Consider the following 15,560-nt stretch of genomic DNA (forward strand, 5'->3'; position numbering starts at 1 on the left):
GATCAACTCCCATAGCTGAGGATGAGGCCGTGCATCAGTCGCGACCAGCCGCTCAGGGCCACGAACAGGAAGATCTTCAGCGGGATGGAAATGAGGGTCGGCGAGACCATCATCATGCCCATGGCCATCAGGACGTTGGCCACCAGCAGATCGATGACCAGGAACGGCAGGTAGAGCAGAAAGCCGATCTCGAAGGCGCGGGTCAGCTCGGAGCTGACGAAGGCCGGCACCAGGATGACCAGGTCGTCTTCCTTGAGATCCTGGCGGGCGGCCGCAGGCCAGACGGCTTCGGTGGCCTGCAGGAAAAACTGCCGTTCACCCGGATTGGCGAAGCGTCCCAGGTGCTCCTGCAAGGGTGTGCGCAAGGTGGCACCCAGCTCCTTGAGCTGCTCCACCCGTTCCAGCTCCAGCGGCCGCTCGGCCACCGCGTCGTAGAGTTGCGTCATCAGCGGAGTGGTGACGTAGACCGAGAGGATCAGCGCCAGGCCATAGAGCACCAGGTTGGGGGGCGTCTGCTGAACCCCGAGGGCATTACGGATCAGGAACAGCACCACGGAGATCTTGAGAAAGCCGGTCAGGGTCACCACCGCCAGGGGTATCAGCCCGATGGTGGCGACGACCAGGATGATCTCGACCAGGTTGGGCTGGTAGCCGGTCATGCGCGCTCCATCCGCAGCAGCCGCACGCCCAGCCCCTCGCCGAGCCTGATCAGCTCGCCCAAGGCTAGCCGGCGGCCGTTGAGCAGCAACTCCACCCGGCCGGGCTGGTCGGCATTCAGCGGCAGCACGCTGCCCTCGCCCAGGCCGCGCAGGTCGGCCAGGGTCAGGCGCAACTGGCCGACCTGGCAGATCACTTCCAGTGGCAGTTCATCCAGGGTCGCGTCGAGTTCGGAGTCGAGCATGGGTGGTGTTCTCGCAAGGTCAAGGGATCCAAGGGGTTCGCCAAGCAGCCAGCCGTCGTCGCCCTGGCGTACCCGCGCGCCGAGCCGGTCGCCGATTACCAGACGGGCGCTGTCGGGCGCTGGCGTCTCCAGCAGCACCACGTCACCGGGTTGCAAGGCGCGGCATTCGGCGACGGTCAGCCATTGGCGACCCGCTTCCACCCGGGCCGGCAGCGTCACAGCGGCGAATGCCAGCGTAGTGGGCGCGGGCAGTCTCTCCAGGTAGCGCGCCAGGCATTCGGCTGCCTGGGGGCCGAGGGCGCACTCGGCGACGGTGACACGCTCCTCCGCCAGGATTCCCACCGCCAGGCGATAGGCGGGTGGTTCATCCAGCGCCGTCACCACGGCCACGGGCCGTTCGAGAGCCGCGCCGAGGGCATCCAGCCAGGGCGCCAGGCGCAGGTTCAGCAGGAGCGTCCGCGCGCGCGCGGGCAACGCCAGCGTCGCCGCCAGGTCGACGGGTGCCAGGCGCGCCGCCAGCCAGGCCTCCGGCAGCCGGACTTGAGCGCCCTCTCCCGCGATAGCCACGTTAAGGCACAGCAGCCGGGCCGCTGCCTGGGGCTCGGTCCAGGGCCAGTGCAAGACGAAGTCCGCCACCGCCAGGTGGCCAGGCCGGTGCAGCCGATTGTGCAGACGAACATCACACGCCGATGGCCATTCAGGCAGGGCCAGCCCGGTCAGGAGCATCGCGGAATCTCCAAAGCCTCGTTCATCCGTTCCTCGCGGCGCTGCAAGTCCGCGCGCTGCGCCGCTGCCAGCGGCGCGCCCAAGGCGTCCAGCCGGCGTTGCTGGCGAACCAGTTCCCGCAGCAGGTGTCGCTCCCGTTGCCGTTCCTGCACCAGCTGGGCCTCCAGAGCTGCACGGCGAGCGGCCAGGGTTTCGGTACCTTGGCGATGCTCGGCCTGACGGCGACGTTCGCGAGCGGCTTGGGCCTGCCCTGCCCCGTCCTGCGCCAGGGCGTCGAGAAACGCCGCTCGCGCCGCCCGTCCCGCGTCGGCCTGCGCACCCTCGACGGTTTGCGCCTCGTGTAGCGCTTCCTCGATTTGGCGTACGCGACCGCCCTGCGCGGTCCTGGCCGCCAGCGCCCGGCGCTGTCGTAACTCCCGCAGCCGGTACAGATCCGCAAGTCCGGGCTTCATGCGAGCACCTGCGCCAGTTGTCGCCAGGTATCCGCCGGCGTGCTCGCCTCCTCGGCGCCCTGTTGCAGAAAGCCGTCGATCGCGGCACGCCGGGCGATGGCCTCATCGCTCAGGGCGTCGCTACCGGGGCTGTAGTCGCCGGTACTGAGCACCAGCTCCAGATCGGCATGGCGGGCCAGCAACGCCCTGATCCGACTGGCCTGAGCGCTCTGCTGGGGCGTTACCACCCGTTCCATGAGACGGCTACGACTGCGCAGGATGTCGATGGCGGGGAAGTGATTGCGCTGCGCCAGGGTAGCGCTGAGGACCAGGTGGCCATCGAGCAAGGAGCGTACCTCCTCGGCGATCGGATCGAGATCGGCCTCGCCTTCGGTCAGCACGCTATATAGCGCGGTCACGCTGCCGGCCTCGGTGGCACCGGCGCGCTCCAGCAGGGCCGGCAGGCTGGCGAAGCAGGACGGCGGATAGCCGCGCCGGGTAGGCGTTTCGCCGGCCGCCAGCCCCAGTTCGCGCTGCGCCCGCGCGAAGCGGGTCAGGCTATCGATCAGCAGCAGCACATGCCGGCCCTGGGCGCGGTGGTATTCCGCCTGGGCGGTGGCCATCAGGGCGGCCCGGACCCGTTCGGCCGCCGGGCGCTCGGCGGTAGCTACCACCGCGATCGTTCGTGCCCGACTGGTGGCGTCCAGCTGGCCTTCGATGAAGTCCCGCACCTCGCGGCCGCGCTCACCGATCAGGCCGATCACCAGCACCTCGGCCTGGCAATGCCGCATCACACTGCCCAGTAGTGACGACTTCCCCACTCCCGGCTCGCCGAAGATCCCGAGCCGCTGACCTCGAGCGACGCTCAGCAGGCCATCGATCGCTCGCACGCCGAGGCTCAGGGGGCGCTCCAGCGGTTTCCGGGCGAAGGGCGCCGGGGGCGCGGCACGCAGCGGCCAGCGACTGAGCGCCGTGGCAGCGACGGCCGGCCCACCGTCGAGCGGTGCGCCAAAGGCATCCACCACCCGGCCGAGCAAGGCCTCGCCCACCGCGACCTCCTGCGCCCGACCGGTATGTCGGATCGCCGTATGCCGCGACAGGCCCTCGAGACTACCGGCGGGTGCCAGCAGGGCCTGGTTACCGTCCAGCCCCACCACCTCCGCCAGCAACGGTGAGGCGCGGTGGGGATCCAGCAGTTCGCATTGTTCGCCGACCCGGGCGCCGGGCAGGCTGGCCTGGACTACCAGGCCCCGCACACCGAGCAGACGTCCGAGCAGCGGCCGCGGCTGGGCCTGGTGCAGCCGCTGGGACAGCCGCGGCAGGATGGCCTGGAGTTCATCGGTCATCGCCGACCTCCTCGGGTCGCAAGGCCTGGCGCAGGGCCGCCCACTGCGCGTCCAGGGTGACCTCGACACAGGCCGCCGGACTGCACAGGCGCGCACGACCCGCCGCCAGCTCGTCGTCCACCTGCAACCGCAGGGGGAGATCAGCAAGCGCCTCGGCGACCGCAGGCGTGTGGCTCTCGCGGGCCAGGTAGAGCACCAGCTCCTGCTGGTCGTGAAAAGCGGTCAAGGCCCGCCGCGTCGCGCCACGCAGCCGGTCGGCGAAGGGCCATTCCGCCACTACCTGCTGCGCGGTGCCCACGGCCAGTTCGGCCAGGGCCGGCTCGAGGCCAGCCAGGTAAGCCTGCACGCGCCGATTCAGCTCAGCCAGCTGCCCGACCGCCTCGCGTTCGGCGGCGCGACGACCTTCCGCCAAGCCCTGATCAAAGGCCAGGGCGCGTGCGGCCTCGGTACTCGCCTGCTGCTCGGCCAGTACCAGGCGTGCGGCTTCCAGCAGCGCAAAGCCATCGCGCCAGGCGTCGGCTTCGGCCGCGCGGATCACCCGCGCCGTGGGTTGCCGGGGCAAGTCAGACATCACCACCCTCCTCGGCCAACTCGCGGAACAGCGCGGCATCACCGCCCTGACAGGCGGCTGCGGGGAGCGCCAGCCCTAGCCGCACCCAGGCCATGACCGGCGGCGGCAGGCTGGCGAGCCAGGCGTCAAGACAGACAGCGCCGTCCGTCCGCACCGCCTCGATCACCTGAGTGACAGGCAGCGGTGGGCGAGCGTCCAGGGGCGCGGGATGGCGCCGCGCGTAACCCAGGGCGTCGGCGCCCAGCTCGGCCTCGAACGACCGGCGATACTCGCCGCGAATTTCGGCGTTAAGCGTGCTCGCCTGGCGCACCGCACCGCAGCGCAGTGCCACGCGCTGCAGACCTGCCGCGCCACCGCGTAGCAAGGCGATGTCTCCGCTCGCCAGCGGACTACCTGCCCAGACCGGCAGACCATGAACCTCGGCGACGACCGCGGCCGTCGCGGTGCACCAACGCGGCTGGCGCAGGAGACCCGCCTCGGCCGGCTCGAGCGCTCCGGGGAAGCACGCGGCGAGGAAGGCATCATCGAACAGCTCCAGCGGATCGAAAGCCGCTGACCGGATCTGCATCATTCCCGTGCCTCCAGACTGTAGACGACCGGTGCCGACGGCTTCGTGCGCCGGCGCCCCAGGCTCCAGGCCAGGGCGCCGGCGAGGCCGACGATCAGTACCAGGGCACTGGCAGCCACGGTCCGGGCCCACGGCAGGCTGGACGCCACCAGTTGCAGCCCGAGGAACTGTTGGATGACCGGCGCCACACTCGGCGGGGGCTCGACGGCCTCGATGGCCGTCACCGAGACATTTTCGTAGGTAAGACCCGCGATACCCTTCGCCACCAGCGTCTTGATCTGCGGCAGCAGCAGGCCGATGTCGGTGCCCTTGCCGTAGCGCACCAGTACCGAGGCCGACGAGGGCGAGATCACCCGCTTGAGCAGGTCGTTGTCCGGCAGTACCACATGTACCCGTGCCGAGCGGATGCCGTCGATTTCGGAGATGCTGTGGGCCAGTTCCTGGCTCAAGGCGTAGATCATCTGTGCCCGCTCCTGCATCGGCGAGGACACCAACCCATTGTTCTTGAACACCTGGCCGAGGTTGTCGAAGCGCGACTCCGGCAGCCCCGCCTCATTGAGGATATGGACAGCCTCGGCCAAACGGGCTTCGTCGACCCGCAGGGTGACCTTGCCATCGTCCTGGGCCTGCCGCTCGACCGCAATGCCGGCGCGCAGCAAGGCCGCCGCCATGGTGTTGGCCTCGCGCTCGCTGAGATCGGTGTAGAGCGTGGTACCGCCGCAGCCATGCAGCGCCAGGCAGAGCAACAGCAGACTTCTACGCAACCAGGCGGTACTCATGCGTCATTGCCCTCGCATCAGGGTGTTGGCCGAACCCGACACCTGGGTCGCGCCGCGGACCACCATCTGGGTCTCGATGGCGTAGTCGAACAGACGGCTAAGATTGCCCACCAGCTGGCCGACGTCGCTGGCTGGCTGCTGTCGCGGCGAGGCCTGGGGAGGGGTCACCGCCGGCGCCTGCTCTCCCGCGTGGGCCTGGGTCGCGAAGGCATGAGAGCGATCGAGAAAGCCATCCAGTCGCTGCAACAGCCGCTCGCCGATCTGCGCATCGGGCGTGGGAGCGGCGGCAGCCCGTTGCGCCAGCTGCTCGAACAGGTTCTGGGAGTGCAGGGTCTCCGGTGCCATCGCAGGCGCCGGAGCGACCGCCGGGGCGGCCACCGCGGGCAGGCTCATGACGACCTCCTATTCTTCATCGTCCGAGGACATGGCTTCCTGGAAGATCTCCTGCGCCCTGGGCATGATGATGAACTGCCCACCGATGCTGACGGCGTTGCTGATCAGCTCGTCCTGCAATTCGGCGTCGGAGGTCTGGTTCTTGGCCGAGTCGACGGCGGCCTCGAAACGCTGGGTGGTGTCGACCGGAACGTCGCTGGCACCTACGGGGGTCACGGACATGGGAAACTCCTGGGTTCAGGGGGACGAAGAGGCGCGGACTGGGACGGTTTCTTCCCGCGCCGCACCACGGAATACCCGCACGCCACTTCGGGACGGGTCCCGGGCGACGATGGCGGGCGGGGTCTCCAGCCGCTGCCGGAGCCATTCGACGAAGGCTGGCGAGCCGGAGGCGAGGATGCCACCGGCCCCGGGCAGCGCCCGCACGGCCAATGGATTACCGGAGACGCCATAGGCATCCAGGCGCTGCTGCACCTGCGCCACCGCCAGGCCACCGGTGGCGATACGCTGTTGCTGATTACGCGCGGCCGGGGTCACGTGCAGCGTGTTGCCGTCGTAGAACCAGGCGAGTCGCGCGGTCCGGGCCAGCGCTTCGAGGAATTCACCGGCGGTCGCCGCCTCCAGCCGGGCCGGGGCCTCGCCGTCGACGGTCGCGTCCACGTCCAGCGGTAGGCCGAGGTTGCGGCCGAAGGCCTCCAGCACCTCCTGCAGCGACTGATCCACTACCACGTAGGGATAGGGTTGGGGCCACCAGGCCGGCTCGACCCGCGCCTGCGCCGGCAAGGCCAGAAGCAGGACGAGGCAGGCTGGCAACCAGGCACCTGGCGCTGGGGTTCGGCGTATGCGCCTGTCCCATGACGGGCGCGCTGCGGCTACACTGGCGCTACTCGTCCACCGCCAAGAGGCTGTCCGGTGTCCAGTCATCGCGCTTTCGCTCTCGCTCTGCCCTTGCTGCTCGCGGCTTGCAGCCATACCCCGCGGGATGATGAACAGACCCGACTCACACAGCTGGCCGAGGACGTTGCCCAGCGCGGCGACAACGCCACGGCGGCGGCGCTCTACCAGCGGGCCAGTCAGCTGCCCGGGGCGAATGCCGATCTCTGGCGCCGCCTCGGCGACATCCGCCTGGCCAGCAATGACCTGCCGGGCGCGGCAGCGGCCTATCGCCAGGCCCTGAACCTGGCGCCGAACGATGCCCGTAGCCAGCTCGGTCAAGGCACCCTGTATCTGCGTCAAGGCCAGGCGGCACTCGCCGTACCCCTGCTGGAGCAGGCGGCGCAGGCCCTGGACGACGGGAGCAGTTGGAGCCGGCTGGGGCTGGCGCGACTGTTCGCTGGCGATGCCAATGGCGGGCAGACTGCCCTGAGCAAGGCCCTCGACCGCGAACCCGGCAATGCCGATATCCGCGGCAACCTGGCCCTGGCCTACGCCGTCGCCGCTGACCGCACCAGGGCGCTGCAGACCCTCGGCGATCTCGGGCAACAGTCCGGTGACCTGCCTCGACAGCAGCGCAACGCCTTGATGGTCCTGATCCTGGCCGGCGAGGACGCCCGCGCCGAGCAGGTACCCCTGGGTGACCGGGATGCCCAGCAGCGAACGCAACTGTTGCACCAGGCGCAGCGCATCGCGCAGTTGCCCAGTCCTCAGGCGCGCATCGCAGCGCTGGGCCTGCTGGAACCCTGAGTCACGACTCATGGCTGCCCCCGGGTGGTGGCCTGGGCATCCTGGTCACGCTCGCGCTGACGCTGCTGCAATTCGTCTCCCTGCAGGTACCGATGCGCAGCACGCCCCACGGGTGCGGCGAAGGCCGGACCGGTAGCGCGACCTACCCGCAGGTCGTCCTGGCGCTCCACCATCTCCAGCAGGTTCAGCGCCGAGGCGCAGCCCGGAGGCAAGGCCTCCGGAAGCTCGCGCGTATCCCAGGCTTCGCAGCGTCGCGGCAGCAGCAGGGTCTCACCATTCGCGGTGACCACCGGGCGGTAGCCGTGGGCTAGCGGCGGCGTCTCCAATGACGTGGCACAACCGGCCAGCAGCGCCAGTCCCAGGGGCAGGATGATGCTCGCCAGGCGCCGGCTCATCGAACGTAGAACCCGAAGGGTTGCCCAGCGGCCTGGCCGCTGGACAGGCGCTGCGGTGGATCCAGCGGGGTACGCAGCTTCTCGGGATTGCGCACCGGCTCGACCAGGTAGGGGGTGATCAGGATCACCAGCTCGGTCTCGTTGCGCTGGAAGCGCTTGGAGCGAAACAGGTTACCCAATACCGGGAGGTCGCCCAGGCCCGGCACCTTCTCGAGATCCTGGGTGCTGTTACGCTGGAACAGCCCGGCGATGGCGAAGGTCTGGCCACTGCCCACCTCGACCCGGGTATCCGCGCGGCGGACGCGGAACGACGGCACGCTGATGCCGCCAACGCTGACCGCCGTCTCGCTCAGCAGGTCACTCACCTCGGGGCGCACCTGCAGGGCGATGCGCTCATCCGGTAGCAGCGTCGGCTTGAACAGCAGCGACACCCCATAGGACTTGTATTCGATACCCACCAGATCGCGGTTGACCGGCACCGGGACCGGTACCTCGCCACCCGCGAGGAAACTGGCGGTCTCGCCACTGACGGCGGTGATGTTCGGTTCTGCCAGGATTTCCAGCACCCCCTTGCTCTGCAGGGCTTCGAGCAGCGAATCGATGTTGACGTTGCCCGACGCCAGGCCGGCGCTGATCAGATTCGAAGCGCCACTCGCCGCCTGGGCGGGCAGCGCGCCCCCGGTCAGGAAGCCGAAGGAAAAGGTGCCGTTGTTGAACAGCGCATTCCAGCTCACGCCGTAGCGCAGCAGTTCACTGCGTGAAACCTCGGCGAAGCGAACGCGGATATTGACCTGGGGCGAGCCCGAGTAGCGTGCCGTGTTGACGCTGCCCTTCCAGGCCTGGTCCCGCTCGTCGAGCAGGGCATCGAGCTCCAGGGCTTCACCGACGTCCGCGGTGCGGCCGCGGGCCGCCAGGCGATTGCCCGCGCCCCTGACCTGCACGCCGCTGCCAGGATGAGCCTGGCGTAGGGCCTGGCCTACCCCGGCCCCGCTGGCGGACACCTCCAGCGCGATATCGGCCAGGGTATCGCCCGCTGCATTGACCGCTGCCAGGGTGGTATTACCGGGACGTTTGCCAAAGACATAGATGACCCCGGCCGAGACCACCTGCAGGTCGGCGATCTCGGGATCGGCCACCAGTACCGTATCCACCGGAGCCTTGAAATGCAGCAGGCGACCTTGGCCGGAATCCAGCGCCAGTTGCCGTGGCAGGCCGGCCGCCTCGGCGCCGGTGTGATACCCCAGCGTCAGACCCAGCAGGGCCATACCCAGCCAGAGTGCCATCGTCATCCGTCTCATAGGGGGCTCGCTCCCGCCAAGGCGCGCGCCCGGCGCGGCTCCTGCAGCTCACCACCCGCCACCACGCGCGCCGCGTGCAGGCGATAGTCGTCGGCGATCTCGGCGAACGACAAAACCGCGCCCAAGCTGCGCAGACGCTGGCGGGCCAGCCGCCGCACGGCCGGCCGCAAGCCGGGATGCACCACCAGCAGGGGCGGCCGCTTCGCCTCGCGACAACAGGCCGCCAGGGCGTCCACCAGCACGTCCGCCAGCTCGCTGGGCACCTGCTCGCCCGGGCCGCGGCGTACCGCCGCCAGGAGCCGCTCTTCCAGCGCCGGAGCCAGTACCAGAGCACTGATCAGGCGCTCGGGATCGGCATGTCGATGGCTGATCTGGCGGGCCTGGGTGCGCCGGAGGCGTTCCACGAGTAATGGCGTCTCGGTACCGGCACCGCTCTTGACCACCCCTTCCAGCACGCCACGCAGATTGCGCAGCGAGACGCCCTCGGCGACCAGCAGCCGCAGCGTCTCGGCCAGCCGCGGCAAGGGTACGCAGCGCAGCGCCTCGCGCACCAATTCGCCATAGTCCTGCTCCATCGCCGTCACCAGGAGCTGGGTTTCCTGCAGCCCGAGGAACTCCGCTGCCTGCTCCCGATAGAGTCGGCGCAGCCCATCGGCGAGCCATTCGGGCAGCGACCAGTGGGGGAGCTCTGCCGCCTCCAGCAGGGCGCGATACTCGGTAGCGACCCAGTAATTGCCCGGCTCTCCCGCCGTGCGATAGGGAATGTCGAACAGCGCCAGGCGATCCTCTTCGCCCCGCACCAGCAGGGCGTCGCTCGGCCAGGCGCGCCCTTCCAGCGGCACCTCGTCCAGCTCGAAGCCATAGGCCTCGACCGTCGCAGCATCCCGGACCAGACCACAGCGCGGCAAGGCCACACCCAGCTGGTCCTGGACCGCCAACCGCGCGCCCTCCAGGCGCTGGCGGAGGGCCGCGCAGTCCAACACCACGTCCAGGCCGCCAGCGAGGCGCAGTCGTAGCCGTCCCTGGACGTCCTCCACGGGCGCTGGCTCCGCCACCTCGGCGGGCTGAAGCCCTTCGTCGTCTGTCGCCGCGGCAGGCACGCTCGGCGCGGCCGCACGGCCGCGCCGGCCTGCGGCATAGCCGCAGGCGCCGAGGATCGCCGCCAGCACCACGAATACCAGGCTGGGGAAGCCGGGTACCGCGGCCAGGGCAAGGGTCACCGCCGCCGTGAGCAGGAGCGCGGCGCGGCTGGCACCCAGTTGCTGGAAGATCTCGCCGCCCAGGCTGGTGGTGGCCGTCTCGTTGCGCACCCGGGTGACCACGACCCCGGCCGCAACGGAGATCAACAACGCGGGAAGCTGCGCGATCAGACCATCACCGACGCTGAGCAGGGTATACAGGTGGGCCGCTTCCGCAAGGCTCAGGCCCCGCTCCAGCATGCCGATCAGCAAGCCGCCCAGCAGGTTCACGGCGAGGATGACCAGGCCGGCGATGGCATCGCCCTTGACGAATTTCATCGCCCCGTCCATGGCGCCGAACAGCTGGCTCTCCCGCTGCAGGTCGGCCCGGCGGCGCCGCGCCTCCTGGGCATCGATGTCGCCGCTGCGCAGGTCGTTGTCGATGCTCATCTGCTTGCCCGGCATCGCATCCAGGGAGAAGCGCGCCGCGACCTCGGCGACCCGCTCGGAGCCCTTGGTGATCACCACGAACTGGGCCGTGGTGATGATCAGGAAGATCACCAGGCCGATCACCACTTCCCCGGCGATGACGAATTCGCCGAAGGCCTTGACGATATGACCGGCGTTGCCCTGGACCAGGATCAGGCGCGTGGTGCTGATGGCCAGGGCCAAGCGGAACAAGGTGCTGAGCAGGATCAGTGGCGGCAGCGCCGACAGCTCCACCGGATTGGTGAGGTAGAAGGCCACCACCAGGATCAGCAGGCTGAAGGCGATGTTGATGGCGATCAGCACGTCTACCAGCGCGGTGGGCAGGGGTACCACCAGCATGACCACCGCCATGATCATGAACAGGGCGATGATGATGTCGGTGCGCCGCGCGGCGACCTGAGCGAACCGGCTCAGCCGCTCAAGCATGGGTGACCTCCTGGCGAACCCGGGCGAGCCAGGGCTGCAGGCGCTGGCGTGCTTCGTCACGCCGACCGAGCGCCCAGAGCGCCTGGCTGGAGAGACGAAGCACCGCGGGACGCTCGACCGCCTGACCCGCCAGGTTGTCCAGTGCGGCCAGGGCGCGAGTCGCCTGGCCGCTGGCAAGAAAGGCCGCGGCCAGTGCCAGGCGCAGCTCGGTCTGCGCCGGGGCGAGCCGGTCGGCGAGAAGCAGTAACGCCAGGGAGCGCTCGGCGTCGCCTGCCTCGCGATAGAGTTCTGCCAGCCGCTGGAGCAAGCGCGTCGTCAGGGCATCGTCATTCATGTTCGCTCTCCAGGGGATGACGTTGGTCGGCCAGCCATTCCAGGGTCCTCAGTTCGTCCTGCAGCAGTTGTTGCGCCTGCTCCAGAGTCGCGGGATCGAGGTCGAGGGCGGGCAGGCGCCGCTCCAGCAGATCCCGCAGCAGCCGCGGCGCCTCGGCCAACACGCTGGTCTGCCGCGCTGGATTGCCCAGGCTGTCGAGGCTGGCCGAGTCCCGCAGAGTCTCCTGCGGTCGTGCTGCCGGGGCGGCTGGCGCAGCCAAAGGGTGGTGGGCATCGGCGCGTGGCTCGACGAGCCTGGCCAGTGGCTCGGTGCCGACCCTCATCGGCGCGCTTCCAGGCGCGGGACATCCAGCACCAACTGGCGCTCACCGTGCGCCAGTACCAGTTGCCGGTCGGCGATGCGCGCCAGGGTCCAGCCATCGCCGAGGGCCGCGCCCTCGACGAGGCGCTTGCCTTGATCGACGACGACATAGGGCGAAGGACCGAACCAGACCGCCCTGACCGCCAATGCGGGCGGCGGCGCCAAGGCCTCCACGCGCACGGCGTCGTGCCAGGGGTAGCGGCCGCCGCTCACCTCGTCGAAGCGCCGCTGGACAGCGATCCAGGCCGGCTGTTGAGCCGGAGTGATGACCCCGGTGGCGGTCAGGCGCTCGTCCTGCCAGCCGAGGCGAATCGTAGCGAGCTGCCTGGCGTCCAGCAGGGGCTGCATGAGCGCCCGCGGGTCCGGCGTCGGCACAGCCAGGGCCGGTACCGCGGCGTTCGGTACGGAAGACGTCGTCGGCGCGTCCACCGCGGGCCACATGGCGTAGGTGGTCAGGCAAACGCCCATCAGTACCGCCGCGACGCCCCACTGCCAGGGCAGCCTGACCGGCGCTACGGTCGGCTTGGCCGGCCCGTTGAGCACCAGGCGCGCGGCGCCAAGGGTCAGCTCCACGGGCAGTTCCAGGCGGCAACCCTGCCCCGCCTGGAGCCTGATGCCGACACCATCCTGCACCACCTGTACCGCGCCGTGGAGGGCGCGTACCTCGACCTCGCGGCCGGTGAGATCCAGCTCCAGATGCCCTTCGACCACCCCCTCGTCGAGCAGGACGACGTCGGCGCCCGGCTCCGCCCCCACCCGGTAGCGGGCACGGGACAGCGGCAACTGGACACCGCGGTGACGCCCTTCCAGCACCGCGAGCTGGAGGGCATCGGCGAGCGTGGTGGGCAATTCGATGGCGGCGGCGGTCATGATCGGAGGACTCCCACTACACCGGCGACTGGCCAGGCAATCCGAAGATCAGGCGCTCGCGGACATCCGTCTCGCGAACGCCGGGAATTGGAGGCGCGAGCGGCGCGCAGCGCCACCCGCGCGGACGGCTAGTTCTGCGGCCGCTGTTTGGTCGCGTCGAGCTCGGCCTTCTTGGCAGTAGTGAGTTCGGTGATCTTGGCGGATTTCTCGATGGCCATGTCGAACACCGCGGACATCTTGTCGATAGCGGCGTCGGTACCGCCGCTGCTTACCGGGGGCGTATTGCTCATGGTTTAGCTCCAGAAACGAGGTCATGGTGGGCGACGTAGAGGGTCGCTTGCGTAACCGAACGACTGCCTGGTCCGAGCGAGGTCGGGATGGGCATCGGCGCAATCCATGCTAGGCAGGCGTCTGGAGCTCGGGTGTTAAAAGTTGTGAAGTGGCATGAAGCCCCGGCCAGGTGTGATGCAGTCGGCGTCCACGACGGCCGGCGAGGCGTGAAGCTGGTTGCCCGAGCCTCCTGCCCTGCCCCGGCTGTCAATCGCGCGATGACGGGCAGCGTCGCCACTTCGGCAACTGAGCACTGTCCGATGTCTTGAGCGAGTGCCTTGCCTCGTCGCCGGCGAGCGATCATGGCAAGACGCTCTTGCGCCCCTACTGCAGGAATTAGCCATGTGCGGTCGTTTCGCCCAATACCGTTATGCCCTCGACTACCTGGACGCCCTCGGTGCGGGCGTGTCCGAGGTGCGTACCGGCCTGGAACCGCGCGCCCTGGGGCGCTACAACGTGGCACCCGGCACCCGGGTTCTACTGCTCAAGCAGCAGGCCGATGGCCTGCACCTGGATCCGGTGCGCTGGGGCTACCAACCTGCCTGGGCGCGCCAGGCCAAGCGGCCGCCGGTGATCAATGCGCGCGTCGAAACCGCGGCCACCAGCCGGATGTTCCGCAGCCTCTGGAAGAACGGACGGGCCCTGGTGGTCGCCGATGGCTGGTACGAGTGGAAGAAGGATCCGGAGGACCCCAAGCGCAAGCAGCCCTACTTCATCACCCTGAGATCCGGCGAGCCGCTGTTCTTCGCCGCCATCGGCCACTTCGGGCCGGCGGACCAGGCACCCCAGGAGGATGACGGCTTCGTCATCATCACCGCCGCCGCCGATGCCGGCATGGTCGACATCCACGACCGGCGCCCCCTGGTCCTGCCCCCGGCCGTGGCCCGGGAATGGCTGGATCCCCAGCTCTCCTTGGAGCGCGCCGGCGAGATCGGCGAAGTCGAGGGCACGCCCGTGGACGCCTTCGACTGGTACCCGGTGGGTAAGGCCGTGGGCAGCGTGAAGAATGACGGGCCGGAGTTGTTGACGCGGATCGCGGAACCCTTGGTGTAAGGGAGGCGCGGAGCACAGCCCTCTAGGCCGGTACCCTTAGCGCTTTCCCCTCCCGTAGCCGCGCCAGATCACGGTAAGCGGCCGCTGGATGTTCGGCCGGCAGTCGCGCGCCAGCGCCCCCGAGCTTTTCGCGCAGGGTGCCCTCCCGATAGGCGTGCTTGTAGACGCCACGGCGTTGCAGCTCAGGGACCAGCAGCTCCACCACGTCGGCAAAGGTCTCGTGGGTCACGGCATAGGCCAGGTTGAAGCCGTCCACGTCGGTCTCCTCGACCCAGCTCTGCAACTCGTCCGCCACCGTCGCGGGGCTGCCCACCAGCAGCGGGCCGAAGCCGCCGATGCCGACCCAGTCGGCCAGCTCCTGCACCGTCCATTGCTTGCTGGGATCGGCAGTGGAAAAGGCTTCCACCGCCGACTGGATGGCATTGGTGTGCAGGTGCCTGAGCACCTGGTCCGGCCGGTAGGCGGCGAAGTCGATGCCGGTCCAGCCGGAGATCAGCGTCAGGGCACCCTCGTAGCTCACGTAGCCTTTGTACTCCTGCCACTTGGCCCGGGCCTGGGCATCGGTTTCGCCGACGATGACCGTCTGCAGGTTGAAGATGAGCACCTGGCGCGGATCGCGACCGGCCTCGGCGGCGCGGCGGCGGATGTCGGCCACGGTCTTCTTGAGCACCGTCTTGGACGGCGCGGCGACGAAGACGCACTCGGCGTGCTCGGCGGCGAACTGGCGCCCGCGACTGCTGGCGCCGGCCTGGTAGAGCACCGGGGTGCGCTGCGGCGAGGGTTCGCAGAGGTGGTAACCCGGCACCTGGAAATGCCGGCCGTGATGGCCGATGGGATGCACCTTGGCCGGATCGGTGAAGCGCCCGGAGGCGCGGTCGCGTAGCACCGCGCCCTCCTCCCAGCTACCTTCCAGCAGCTTGTAGACGACCTGCAGGTACTCCTCGGCATAGTCGTAGCGGGCATCGTGGTCGGCCTGGGCGGACTGGCCGAGGTTGCGCGCGCCGCTTTCCAGGTAGGAGGTGACGATGTTCCAGCCGATGCGGCCCTTGGTCAGGTGATCCAGGGTGGAGAGCCGGCGAGCGAAGGGATAGGGATGCTCGAAACTCAAGGAGGCGGTGAGGCCGAAGCCCAGGTGGCGGGTCACCGCCGCCATGGGGGTGATCAGCGCCAGGGGATCGTTGACCGGTACCTGGGTGGCCTCGCGCAGGGTAGCCTGGGGGCCGCCGCCATAGACATCGTAGAGGCCGAGGACATCGGCGATGAACAGCCCATCGAACAGGCCACGTTCGAGCAGTTGCGCCAGCTCGGTCCAGTAGTCGAGGTCCTTGTAGTCCCAGGAGCGGTCGCGCGGATGGCGCCAGAGGCCGGGGGACTGGTGGGCCACGCAATTCATATCGAAGGCGTTGAGACGGATTTCACGGGACATGGG

The 15,560-nt window shown here is 69.3% G+C and carries 20 protein-coding genes; 2 read left to right on the plus strand and 18 right to left on the minus strand.

Features of this window, described 5'->3' with window-relative positions:
- Window positions 1–2 precede the first annotated feature (2 nt).
- From sctR to ACYJP6_RS12450, 10 genes are read right to left on the minus strand one after another with little or no spacing between them, the layout of a single operon-like run.
- The gene (gene sctR / locus ACYJP6_RS12405) at window positions 3–659 is read right to left on the minus strand and encodes a type III secretion system export apparatus subunit SctR (RefSeq protein WP_459475270.1); all 657 of its coding nucleotides are present in this window, start codon (window positions 657–659) and stop codon (window positions 3–5) included.
- Entirely contained in the window at window positions 656–1,627 is a 972-nt protein-coding gene (locus ACYJP6_RS12410) for a FliM/FliN family flagellar motor switch protein (RefSeq protein ID WP_459475271.1), read from the minus strand. The genes sctR and ACYJP6_RS12410 overlap by 4 nt, the downstream gene beginning before the upstream one ends.
- The gene (locus ACYJP6_RS12415; protein WP_459475272.1) at window positions 1,618–2,079 is read right to left on the minus strand and encodes a hypothetical protein; all 462 of its coding nucleotides are present in this window, start codon (window positions 2,077–2,079) and stop codon (window positions 1,618–1,620) included. Before ACYJP6_RS12415 ends, ACYJP6_RS12410 begins: the two co-directional genes overlap by 10 nt.
- Window positions 2,076–3,404, minus strand: a complete 1,329-nt coding sequence (locus tag ACYJP6_RS12420; RefSeq protein ID WP_459475273.1) for a FliI/YscN family ATPase — start codon at window positions 3,402–3,404, stop codon at window positions 2,076–2,078. The genes ACYJP6_RS12415 and ACYJP6_RS12420 overlap by 4 nt, the downstream gene beginning before the upstream one ends.
- A complete protein-coding gene (locus ACYJP6_RS12425) occupies window positions 3,394–3,975 on the minus strand; it encodes an HrpE/YscL family type III secretion apparatus protein (protein ID WP_459475275.1) in 582 nt (193 codons plus the stop codon). Before ACYJP6_RS12425 ends, ACYJP6_RS12420 begins: the two co-directional genes overlap by 11 nt.
- A complete protein-coding gene (locus ACYJP6_RS12430; RefSeq protein ID WP_459475277.1) occupies window positions 3,968–4,546 on the minus strand; it encodes a hypothetical protein in 579 nt (192 codons plus the stop codon). Before ACYJP6_RS12430 ends, ACYJP6_RS12425 begins: the two co-directional genes overlap by 8 nt.
- On the minus strand, window positions 4,543–5,322 hold the full coding sequence (gene sctJ / locus ACYJP6_RS12435) for a type III secretion system inner membrane ring lipoprotein SctJ (protein WP_459475279.1): 780 nt from the start codon (window positions 5,320–5,322) through the stop codon (window positions 4,543–4,545). Before sctJ ends, ACYJP6_RS12430 begins: the two co-directional genes overlap by 4 nt.
- 3 nt (window positions 5,323–5,325) lie before the next feature.
- Entirely contained in the window at window positions 5,326–5,715 is a 390-nt protein-coding gene (locus tag ACYJP6_RS12440; protein WP_459475280.1) for a hypothetical protein, read from the minus strand.
- 9 nt (window positions 5,716–5,724) lie between these two features.
- On the minus strand, window positions 5,725–5,937 hold the full coding sequence (locus tag ACYJP6_RS12445; RefSeq protein ID WP_459475281.1) for a hypothetical protein: 213 nt from the start codon (window positions 5,935–5,937) through the stop codon (window positions 5,725–5,727).
- A gap of 15 nt (window positions 5,938–5,952) precedes the next feature.
- Window positions 5,953–6,528, minus strand: a complete 576-nt coding sequence (locus tag ACYJP6_RS12450; RefSeq protein ID WP_459475282.1) for a type III secretion protein — start codon at window positions 6,526–6,528, stop codon at window positions 5,953–5,955.
- A gap of 99 nt (window positions 6,529–6,627) precedes the next feature.
- On the opposite strand from ACYJP6_RS12450, the gene ACYJP6_RS12455 reads away from it, so the two are divergent.
- Window positions 6,628–7,398 (plus strand): tetratricopeptide repeat protein, encoded by a 771-nt coding sequence (locus tag ACYJP6_RS12455; RefSeq protein ID WP_459475283.1) that lies wholly within the window; start codon window positions 6,628–6,630, stop codon window positions 7,396–7,398.
- Between the two features lie 8 nt (window positions 7,399–7,406).
- On the opposite strand, the gene ACYJP6_RS12460 is transcribed toward ACYJP6_RS12455, so the two are convergent.
- The 7 genes from ACYJP6_RS12460 to ACYJP6_RS12490 form a co-directional block, all read right to left on the minus strand.
- Window positions 7,407–7,793 carry a hypothetical protein gene (locus ACYJP6_RS12460; RefSeq protein WP_459475284.1) on the minus strand — a complete coding sequence of 129 codons (387 nt, stop codon included), beginning with the start codon at window positions 7,791–7,793 and terminating at the stop codon, window positions 7,407–7,409.
- Complete coding sequence (locus ACYJP6_RS12465) at window positions 7,790–9,082, minus strand: type II and III secretion system protein family protein (protein ID WP_459475374.1); 1,293 nt, start codon at window positions 9,080–9,082, stop codon at window positions 7,790–7,792. Before ACYJP6_RS12465 ends, ACYJP6_RS12460 begins: the two co-directional genes overlap by 4 nt.
- Before the next feature lie 5 nt (window positions 9,083–9,087).
- Window positions 9,088–11,184: an FHIPEP family type III secretion protein gene (locus ACYJP6_RS12470; RefSeq protein ID WP_459475285.1), complete on the minus strand. Its 2,097-nt coding sequence runs from the start codon at window positions 11,182–11,184 to the stop codon at window positions 9,088–9,090.
- On the minus strand, window positions 11,177–11,518 hold the full coding sequence (locus tag ACYJP6_RS12475) for a tetratricopeptide repeat protein (protein ID WP_459475286.1): 342 nt from the start codon (window positions 11,516–11,518) through the stop codon (window positions 11,177–11,179). The genes ACYJP6_RS12470 and ACYJP6_RS12475 overlap by 8 nt, the downstream gene beginning before the upstream one ends.
- Window positions 11,511–11,840 carry a hypothetical protein gene (locus ACYJP6_RS12480; RefSeq protein WP_459475287.1) on the minus strand — a complete coding sequence of 110 codons (330 nt, stop codon included), beginning with the start codon at window positions 11,838–11,840 and terminating at the stop codon, window positions 11,511–11,513. Before ACYJP6_RS12480 ends, ACYJP6_RS12475 begins: the two co-directional genes overlap by 8 nt.
- Entirely contained in the window at window positions 11,837–12,748 is a 912-nt protein-coding gene (locus ACYJP6_RS12485; RefSeq protein WP_459475288.1) for a SctD/MshK family protein, read from the minus strand. The genes ACYJP6_RS12480 and ACYJP6_RS12485 overlap by 4 nt, the downstream gene beginning before the upstream one ends.
- A 128-nt stretch (window positions 12,749–12,876) precedes the next feature.
- Window positions 12,877–13,038, minus strand: coding sequence for a hypothetical protein (locus ACYJP6_RS12490; RefSeq protein WP_181902077.1), 162 nt, complete (start codon window positions 13,036–13,038; stop codon window positions 12,877–12,879).
- Between the two features lie 382 nt (window positions 13,039–13,420).
- Here ACYJP6_RS12490 and ACYJP6_RS12495 point away from each other — a divergent pair, with 382 nt between their 5' ends.
- Window positions 13,421–14,131 (plus strand): SOS response-associated peptidase family protein, encoded by a 711-nt coding sequence (locus ACYJP6_RS12495; RefSeq protein WP_459475290.1) that lies wholly within the window; start codon window positions 13,421–13,423, stop codon window positions 14,129–14,131.
- Window positions 14,132–14,153: 22 nt separating this feature from the next.
- Here ACYJP6_RS12495 and ACYJP6_RS12500 read toward each other — a convergent pair whose 3' ends face one another.
- Window positions 14,154–15,557, minus strand: coding sequence for an LLM class flavin-dependent oxidoreductase (locus tag ACYJP6_RS12500; RefSeq protein ID WP_459475292.1), 1,404 nt, complete (start codon window positions 15,555–15,557; stop codon window positions 14,154–14,156).
- Between the last annotated feature and the right edge of the window lie 3 nt (window positions 15,558–15,560).

The sequence above is a fragment of the Pseudomonas sp. No.117 genome, from assembly GCF_054558395.1.